The organism is Streptomyces sp. P5F9 (genome assembly GCF_057961495.1).
The window spans coordinates 1-8,057 of sequence record NZ_JBXVPZ010000436.1; the positions used below are offsets into that span (position 1 = coordinate 1).

The 8,057-nt window shown below is 69.7% G+C and carries 10 protein-coding genes and 1 pseudogene; 3 read left to right on the top strand and 8 right to left on the bottom strand.

Annotated elements, in window-relative coordinates; genetic code table 11:
• On the top strand, window positions 1–849 hold an 849-nt coding region (locus AC31A1_RS41570), incomplete at its 5' end, for a galactose oxidase early set domain-containing protein (RefSeq protein WP_489658275.1).
• 135 nt (window positions 850–984) lie between these two features.
• Here AC31A1_RS41570 and AC31A1_RS41575 read toward each other — a convergent pair.
• Window positions 985–2,016 (bottom strand): glycoside hydrolase family 6 protein, encoded by a 1,032-nt coding sequence (locus AC31A1_RS41575; RefSeq protein ID WP_489658276.1) that lies wholly within the window; start codon window positions 2,014–2,016, stop codon window positions 985–987.
• 177 nt (window positions 2,017–2,193) lie between these two features.
• On the opposite strand from AC31A1_RS41575, the gene AC31A1_RS41580 reads away from it, so the two are divergent.
• On the top strand, window positions 2,194–2,952 hold the full coding sequence (locus AC31A1_RS41580; protein ID WP_489658277.1) for an ANTAR domain-containing protein: 759 nt from the start codon (window positions 2,194–2,196) through the stop codon (window positions 2,950–2,952).
• A 357-nt stretch (window positions 2,953–3,309) separates the two neighbouring features.
• Here the strand turns inward: AC31A1_RS41580 and AC31A1_RS41585 are convergent, their stop codons facing one another.
• A complete protein-coding gene (locus AC31A1_RS41585; protein WP_489658278.1) occupies window positions 3,310–3,993 on the bottom strand; it encodes a class F sortase in 684 nt (227 codons plus the stop codon).
• Window positions 3,994–3,999: 6 nt separating this feature from the next.
• Entirely contained in the window at window positions 4,000–4,545 is a 546-nt protein-coding gene (locus tag AC31A1_RS41590) for a hypothetical protein (RefSeq protein ID WP_489658279.1), read from the bottom strand.
• A 146-nt stretch (window positions 4,546–4,691) separates the two neighbouring features.
• Between AC31A1_RS41590 and AC31A1_RS41595 the strand changes: the two genes are divergently transcribed.
• The gene (locus AC31A1_RS41595; protein ID WP_399000121.1) at window positions 4,692–5,471 is read left to right on the top strand and encodes an HAD-IIA family hydrolase; all 780 of its coding nucleotides are present in this window, start codon (window positions 4,692–4,694) and stop codon (window positions 5,469–5,471) included.
• Between the two features lie 15 nt (window positions 5,472–5,486).
• On the opposite strand, the gene AC31A1_RS41600 is transcribed toward AC31A1_RS41595, so the two are convergent.
• The 5 genes and pseudogenes from AC31A1_RS41600 to AC31A1_RS41620 form a co-directional block, all read right to left on the bottom strand.
• Window positions 5,487–5,699 carry a hypothetical protein gene (locus AC31A1_RS41600; RefSeq protein WP_489658283.1) on the bottom strand — a complete coding sequence of 71 codons (213 nt, stop codon included), beginning with the start codon at window positions 5,697–5,699 and terminating at the stop codon, window positions 5,487–5,489.
• Window positions 5,685–5,961, bottom strand: a pseudogene (locus AC31A1_RS41605) (ATP-binding cassette domain-containing protein); the annotation flags it as partial. The pseudogene AC31A1_RS41605 and the gene AC31A1_RS41600, both read right to left, overlap by 15 nt.
• Window positions 5,958–6,632 carry a phosphonatase-like hydrolase gene (locus tag AC31A1_RS41610; protein ID WP_489658281.1) on the bottom strand — a complete coding sequence of 225 codons (675 nt, stop codon included), beginning with the start codon at window positions 6,630–6,632 and terminating at the stop codon, window positions 5,958–5,960. The pseudogene AC31A1_RS41605 and the gene AC31A1_RS41610, both read right to left, overlap by 4 nt.
• 17 nt (window positions 6,633–6,649) lie before the next feature.
• On the bottom strand, window positions 6,650–7,774 hold the full coding sequence (locus tag AC31A1_RS41615; protein WP_489658280.1) for a TIGR03364 family FAD-dependent oxidoreductase: 1,125 nt from the start codon (window positions 7,772–7,774) through the stop codon (window positions 6,650–6,652).
• A gap of 160 nt (window positions 7,775–7,934) precedes the next feature.
• The coding region (locus tag AC31A1_RS41620) for a UTRA domain-containing protein (RefSeq protein ID WP_489658282.1) at window positions 7,935–8,057 on the bottom strand (123 nt) is incomplete at its 5' end.

The following is an 8,057-nucleotide window of genomic DNA, read 5'->3' on the forward strand; positions in this document are numbered from 1 at the left end:
GTGGGGCGGGATCCGGGGATGTGGGACGTCGACACCAACGCGTTCACCAAGGTGCCGGGGCTCAGTGATCCGAACATGTTGGAGACTTCGGCGACCGTGTTGTTGGCGCCGGCTCAGGACGAGAAGTACATGGTCATCGGGGGTGGGGGTGTTGGTGAGTCGAAGTTGTCCACCAACAAGACCCGGCTCGTCGATCTGAAGGACGCCGATCCCAAGTTCGTGGACGGGCCCTCCCTGGAGAAGGGGACCCGGTATCCGCAGACCTCGATCCTGCCTGATGACACGGTGCTTGTGTCGGGTGGGTCCGAGGATTATCGGGGGCGTGGCGAGTCGGACATTCTGCAGGCTCGGCTTTATCACCCGGACACGAACAGTTTCGAGGAGGTCGCCGATCCGCTGGTGGGGCGGAACTATCACTCCGGGTCGATTCTGTTGCCGGACGGGCGGGTGATGTTCTTCGGGTCCAATCCGCTGTATGCGGACAAGGCGGACACGAAGCCGGGGGTTTTTGAGCAGCGGATCGAGATCTACACGCCGCCGTATCTTTACCGGGACTCTCGGCCGGATCTTTCTGGGGGGCCGGAGTCCATTGCCCGGGGGGCTTCGGGGACGTTCACCTCTGAGCATGCTTCTTCGATCAAGAAGGTGCGGTTGATTCGGCCCAGTGCGTCCACGCATGTCACGGATGTTGATCAGCGGTCTGTTGCGCTGGACTTCAAGACGGCGGGGGACAAGGTCACGGTTACTGTGCCGAAGGATCGGAATCTGGTGCAGTCGGGGTGGTACATGCTGTTTGTGGATGACGATCAAGGGACGCCGAGTAAGGCGGTGTGGGTGAAGGTGCCGTAGCGCTCCCGCGGGTTTGGTTTTTGGGTGCGGGAGCGCTGTGGCTGGTCGCGCAGTTCCCCGCGCCCCTAAAAACAGGGGCGCTGTGGCTGGTCGCGCCCACGCGGCGGAGCCGCAAATCGATACAGCCCCGCGCCCCTAGGGGGTTGAGGCCTTGGCCAGCTTCAGAGCGTAGGTTGGCCACCAATCGCCTGCCTTCGGGCCGCCCTTGCAGGTGCCGTCTGATTCTCCTGGGCGTTTGATCCACAAGTAGGCGTCCACGAGCGGGTCCGCCGTCTTTGTTGTGGGGGTTTCGCCTAGGGCCCGGCCCGGCGGGTTGCACCAGTTCTCGTCTGGGTCGCCGGACGTATACGGTCCGTTGCCGTTGCGGCTGGTGTCGATGACGAAGTGTTTGTTGGCGGTCTTTGCCGAGAGTTGTTTGCCGTAGGCGATGGAGTCCTGGGTGGAGTAGAAGTTGGAGACGTTGACCGCGAAGCCGTCGGCTTTGGCGATGCCTGCTCGTTGGAGGGGCTGGTAGATCTCGTCGGGGTGGCCCCAGCCCGCGTTTCCGGCGTCCAGGTAGACCTTCGTGTTCTGCAAGGACTTGAGCTTGGTGATCGCGTAGGCGAGCAGGTCGTAGCGCTCCGCCTGGAATTGGGCGGGGGTGCAGCCGTCGACCAGGTGGAGGACGGCGTCCGGTTCCAGGATCACCGTCGCCGAGCGGGTCGCGATGCCTTCGGCCACCGCGTCGATCCAGGCGCGGTAGGAGTCGCCGTCGCCCGCTCCGCCCTGGGAGTACTGGCCGCAGTCGCGGTGCGGGATGTTGTAGAGGACCAGGAGGGCGGTGCGGCCGGCCTGGTCGGCGGCCTCGGTGAAGCCCTGGGCCTCGGCCTTCGGGTTCTCCGCGCCGATCCACTCGCCGGTGGGCTGTTCCGCGATCTTTCTGATCTGCTCGGCTTCCGCCGTCTTGCCCGCCTTGACGTAAGTGGCCAGCTGGCGGGCCGCGTTGGTGTCCGGGTTGACCCAGATCGGGTCGGCTCCCTCGGGCTGTTGGGTGATCTCCGCGTTCACGTCAGGTTTCCTGTCTCCGTCCCCCGAGGAGGAGCACCCCGCCATCAGCAGCGCCGCCCCCAGGACCAGCGCCGACGTCCGCGTGCCGAAGGAGACCGGGGTCCCCTGGCTGCCGTACATCCAACTCCCCCTTGGCTGTACCGATCCAAGGGTCAATCGTGACATACGTGGCGTGCCGCCCACGAGAACGCCAGGGGTGTTGTCGGCGGGCTGTTACACCTCGGCCCTTGGGGGTAGGTGCGCGGCCTAGGGTCTGCCCGGCGCGCTCGGTTCCGGGGCAGGGGAAAGGTGGCCGTCATGCACCACACACCCCGGGAGAGCCGGTTCGCCGCGGCGCTGATGGAGGCCGCCGACACCCTGACGGAGACCTTCGACACCGGGGACTATCTGCGGCGGCTGGCCGATCACTGTGTGGAACTGCTGTCCGCTTGGGCTGCCGGGATTGTGCTGATCGACGGTGGTGAGGCGGTGGCGCTGGGCGGGAGTACGCGCGGTGGTCGGGAGGAGATCGCGCTCGAACTGCTGGCCGCCCAGCGCAACGGCGGGCCCTGTCTGGAGAGTTACGGCGCCGGGCGGCCCGTGCCACCGGTGTCGATCAGTGCGGCCCACGAGGCCGCCCGCTGGCCGGAGTTCACCGAACGGGCCCTGCGGCTCGGCGTCGTGGCGACCTTCGCGGTGCCGGTGCGGTGGCGGGGCACCCTGTTCGGCGCGCTCAATGTGTTCGCGCCGGTGCTGCCCAACTGCGCCTCGGACAGCTGGCGTTCGGAGCTGGTGATGGCGCAGGCGCTCGCCGACGCCGCCGGTCTGGGGCTGGAGAATCACCGCGCGTACGCCCAATCCCGTTGTCTGGCCGGGCAGTTGCAGGAGGCGTTGTCGAGCCGGGTGCGGATCGAGCAGGCCAAGGGGATGCTCGCCGAGCGCTGGCAGGTCGGTACCGACGAGGCGTTCATCGCGCTGCGCGGGCATGCGCGGCGGCGCCGGACGCCGCTGGACCGGGTCGCGCGGGCGGTGATCGAGGGGGCCGTGGACGACACCGAACTGCGCCCGAGTCCGTAGATCCGCAGATCTGTAAGGGAGTTGCCCGTAGACCTGTGAGGGGCTTGTCCGTAGACCCGTAAGGGACTTGTCCGTGGTTCCGTACGGGACTTGGCGGATCAATAGTGACCAGCGCATATGACAGCGAGCGACCGCTGTGGGACATGGCGTTATTCGCCCTCTAGGCCCGGACGCTCATTCGTTCTAGAGTCATTCCCAACGGCCCGGGTCCCCGGCCAAGTGCACACCTTCCACCACTGGTTTTCCAGACCTCCCGCGCTGTTCGCCGGGTTACTCCCGCAGCCCGTGCGCGTGCGGTTGAGGACCAGCCCGGTCGGCGGCTTCAGGGGGGAGCAGGTCGTCGGCCGGGCCCGGTTGTCAGAGTCCGGTGCCGGTGAGGTAGGCGGACACGATCACATTCGCCGTGTAGCTGCGGCCGGCTCGGTCGAAGGTGCCGCCGCAGGTGATGAGGCGGAGTTCGGCGCGGCCCGACTGCCGTGTGCCGTAGGCCTGTTGGGCGTCGAAGTGGGCGCGGGTCAGGACGCGGACGTCGTCGACGGTGAACTCGGCCACCTTGCCGTCGTCGCGGATCACCCGGATCGTTTCCCCCGGGCGGAGGGTGCTGAGCTTGTAGAAGACGGCGGGGCGGGTCTCGGTGTCGACGTGCCCGACCATCAGGGCGGTCCCGGGGGCCCCGGGGCGCACTCCGTTCCCGTACCAGCCGACCACGCCCGCCTGATCGAACGGTGGTGGATCGATCGCGCCCTGCGTGTCCAGGCCGCGGGCCACCACCGGTGCCTGGACGGCGAGTTGGGGGATGTCGATGCGCTGCGGCAGCGCGTTCCCCAACGGCTTTGCCGCGGGCGGGAGTTCGGCCTCCGGGGGGCGTCCGACCGCCGCCACGTCACCGGTCGTCGGCGCGGATATGCCCAGCCGGATGTCGGTCAGGTCCTGCCCCCACAGCCAGAGCCCGAGCAGCAGCACGGCCCAGGCGACCCCGGTCAGCAGCCGTCCGGTGCCGGAGGAACGCTCGTGCTCGGCGGGCCTGTCGTGATCGAACATGGCCGGTCAGCCCGTCCTGCGGCTCCGGCGGGCGCTGCGCAGCGCCACGGCCGCCGCGGCGACACCGGCCAGCAACAGACCCACCACCGCGTGCGCGGTACCGGGACCGGCCGCCCGCGCGTCCGCTGCCGCGAGGTGCGCCGTACCACCGCCGCCCGCGTGCACGGGAGCGACCGGCGACGCGGGGATGGAGGGGGGCGCCGAGGGCGACTGGGACGCGTCCGCCACGACCTTGATCGCGCCCTTCACCGTCACGCTTCCGCAGGTGATCTTCACGTCGTAGCTGCCCGGCTCCAGCGAGGTGCGGACCCGGGTCTCGCCCGCGAGGGTGCCGGCCGCGCCGACCAGCTTGGCGTCGGCGACGAACGCGGCGGACGCCGCCGAGCCCGTCGTACCGGCACAGCCGCTGATCTTCAGCGCGACATCGGCGCCGGGGGCCGGGGAGGCGGGGGTCACCGAGACAGCGCCTCCGTCCGCCGCGTACGCCGTCGGGGTGAGCGCCGCGAGGACCATCGCGACACCCGCACAGAGTGTGACTTTCAGTGAACCCATCGTGAACCTCCAGATATCTGGAGACTCCTCCTCACAGCGGACGGCCGCATCCTCAGCCACGCCCCGCTGCTCCGTATGGGGGACGGCGCCGGAAGGTGCATAGCATGGTCACCTCACATGCCCGCGTACCGCAGGAGTGCCCACCCATGACAGAGCGCAAGCCCATCGAATCGTGGCTCACCGACATGGACGGGGTGCTGATGCACGAGGGCGTCCCGGTGCCCGGCGCGGACGCGTTCATCAAGACGCTGCGTGAGAAGGGGCGTCCGTTCCTGGTCCTCACCAACAACTCGATCTACACCGCGCGCGACCTGCACGCCCGCCTCAACCGGATCGGTCTCGACGTCCCGGTGGAGAACATCTGGACCTCGGCGCTGGCCACCGCCGCCTTCCTGGACAACCAGCACCCCGGCGGCACCGCCTACGTCATCGGCGAGGCCGGGCTGACGACGGCCCTGCACGATGCCGGGTACGTACTGACCGACTCGGACCCCGACTTCGTGATCCTCGGTGAGACCCGGACCTACTCCTTCGAGGCCCTGACCAAGGCGATCCGGCTGATCAACGACGGCGCCCGGTTCATCGCGACCAACCCCGACAACACCGGGCCCTCGCCCGAGGGCGCCCTGCCGGCCACCGGATCGGTGGCCGCGCTGATCACCAAGGCGACCGGCAAGGAGCCCTACTTCGTCGGCAAGCCGAACCCGCTGATGATGCGGTCGGCGCTGAACACCATCGGCGCGCACTCGGAGACCAGCGCCATGATCGGCGACCGCATGGACACGGACGTCCTCGCCGGCCTGGAGGCCGGGATGGAGACCTTCCTCGTCCTGACCGGGCTGACGACCAGGGGCGATGTGGAGCGCTACCCCTACCGGCCCACAACGGTCGTGGAGTCCATCGCGGACCTGGTCGACCTGATCTGATCCCACCAGATGTGATCAGCTGTTCGTCGCCGACTGCCAGTCCTCGACGTACGACGTCAGGTTCTTGTCGATGTCCGGCCAGTCCGGTTCGAAGATCTCGACGCCGGTCATGAGCCTGGTCAGGGCGCCGGCGGTGCCGTCGGTGGCCTTGCCGGCGCCGCTCACCTGGTCGGCACCGGCCGGGGTGTACGTCTGCAACAGCCCCTTGCTGTCAGCCGAGGCCGCCATCCCGGTCATCTCCAGCGCCTCGGCGACCCGGGTCCGCCGGTACGGCGGCAGGTCGGTGACGTCGCGGCCGCCGAGGAACACCCGCCCGGACACCGGCCGTGCGAACCCCCGCGACCGCCCGCAGCGCGGTGGTCTTGCCGGAGGCGGACGGGCCGAGCAGCGCCATGACCTCGCCGGGTTCGACGGTGAGGTCGAGGACGTCGAGGACGACCGTGCCGTCGTAGGCGACGGTGACCGAGTCGAAGCGGATGCCGTTCGTCATGCGAGCACTCCGGGCAACTGTCCGACGCCGTCCAGGACTTGGCCCGCCCCGGCCGCCCGCAGCGCGTCCGCGTCGTGGGCGCCGGTCAGGACACCGGCGACCAGCCCTGCCCCCGCACGGACCCCGCTGAGCATGTCGTACGAGGTGTCGCCGACGACGGCCATCTGCCGTACGTCGTCGGCAACCGCCGTACGCAGGAAGGCGGTCAGCACCATGTCCGGGTACGGGCGTCCCCGGCCGCCGGCGTCGGCGGGGCACAGCGTGAGGTCGGCGAGGTCCTGCCAGCCGAGCGCGGCCAGGATCGCGTCCTGCGTGGCGCGGGCGAAGCCGGTCGTCAACACGACCGTACGGCCTTGGGACTTGAGCAGTTCGACGGTCTCGCGGGCGCCGGGCAGGGCGGCGACCCGGCCGCCGTCGACGAGTTCGGCGTACGCCGCCTCGAAGGCCTTGTTGGCGTCCTGGGCCTTCGACTCCTCGCCGAACAGGTGGCGGAAGACGGAGATCTTGGACTCGCCCATGGTGGCGCGGACGTAGCCGAGCATGTCAGCGGGTTCCGCGCCCATGTGCCGGGCGGCAGCGGCGAACGCCTCCTCGACGAGACCGCCGTCGGCGACGGTGGTGCCGGCCATGTCGAGGACGACGAGACGGATGTCGGGTGCCGTGGGGTTCATGAGGGAGGTCACGGGGGTCACCAGTCCAGTTCGTTCGCGGTGGTTTCGGCGATCGCCGGGGAGCAGGTCATGCCGCGACCGCCCGGTCCGGTGACCAACCACACGCCGTCGCGCACCTGTTGGCGGTGGACGACGCGGGCGGGGTCGGTGCACTGCGCGTACACGCCGGCCCAGCGGCGGCGGATCTTCGGGAGGGGACGGCCGAGGAACGACTCCACGACCTCGGTGAGGTGGTCGTAGGGGTCCTCGGCCGTGTCGAAGGCGAAGGGGTGCTCGTACTCGTGGGTGTCGCCGATGGTCAGTCCGCCGTCGGCGCGCTGCACCATGAGGAGTTGCATGGCGTGCGCGGCGGCCGTCGGCAACTGCGGCTGTCCGGCGTTGAGTTGGTCCAGGGCCGGCCCGCGGTAGGCCGGGTAGTAGCGGAAGCTGTCCGCGTCGGCGATCGACGTGGTGAGGGGTTCGCCGAGCGGGTCGGTCTGCATCATCTGCAACCGGACGCGGCGGACCGGGAGTTCGGGCCCGGCGAGTTCGCGGACGAGCCCGCCGAGCCAGGCGCCCGTGCACAGCACGACCGCGTCGGAGGCGTGCACGTCCCCGTGGTCGTCGCGCACCGCGTGCTCGCCGACGACCTCGCGGACCTCGCGGCCCGGCAGGAATGTGTAGTCCGGCGACTTCGACAGCTCGGCGCGCAGGGCGAGTTGGGCGGTACGGGGTTCGACGGCCGCGTCCCGCTCGCAGTACAGGGCGGCGGTGAAGTCGCCGCGCAGGGCGGGGTTCACGGCGCGGGCCTCGGCGGCGGTGAGGAGCTTGTAGCCGCGGGCGGCCGAGTCCTCCCGGGCCACGGCGGCCTCGGCGACGGCGAGTTCGCGGTCGCCCCGGACGGGGGTCAGCGACCCGTTGGCCCGGAAGCCGAGCCCGGGGACGCGGGCGCCGATCTCCTCCCACAACTCCCTTGCCCGCAGGGCGGTTTCGAGTTCCCCGCCGCCCGCGCGGCCACTCACCCAGATCTGCCCGAAGTTTCGCAGCGAAGCGCCGCGGGCCTCCGCCTCGCGCTCGATCTGCACGACCTCATGGCCGCGTTCCACCGCTTGCCAGGCGTGCATGGTGCCCACCACGCCGCCTCCGACGACTGTCACTCTCACGACGGCCACGCTCCTCGGGATCAGGGACCGGGAACCGGAAAGGTCCGGCTCCCAACGAGAGCCTGAACGACCCATCACGTTTGGGCTAGACCCGTTATCTATCCGTGATAATCACGGGCCGTACGGCGGGGCTCCTCGGGGCTCTCGGCCCCCAGGTTTCTCAGCCTCCGTGGTGCGTCGTGAAGGAGAAGCGGTCGCCCCGGTACAGGCCCCGCACCCGTTCCAGCGGGCGGCCCTGCGTGTCCCGTGACACGCGGTGGATCAGCAGCATCGGGAGGGCGGG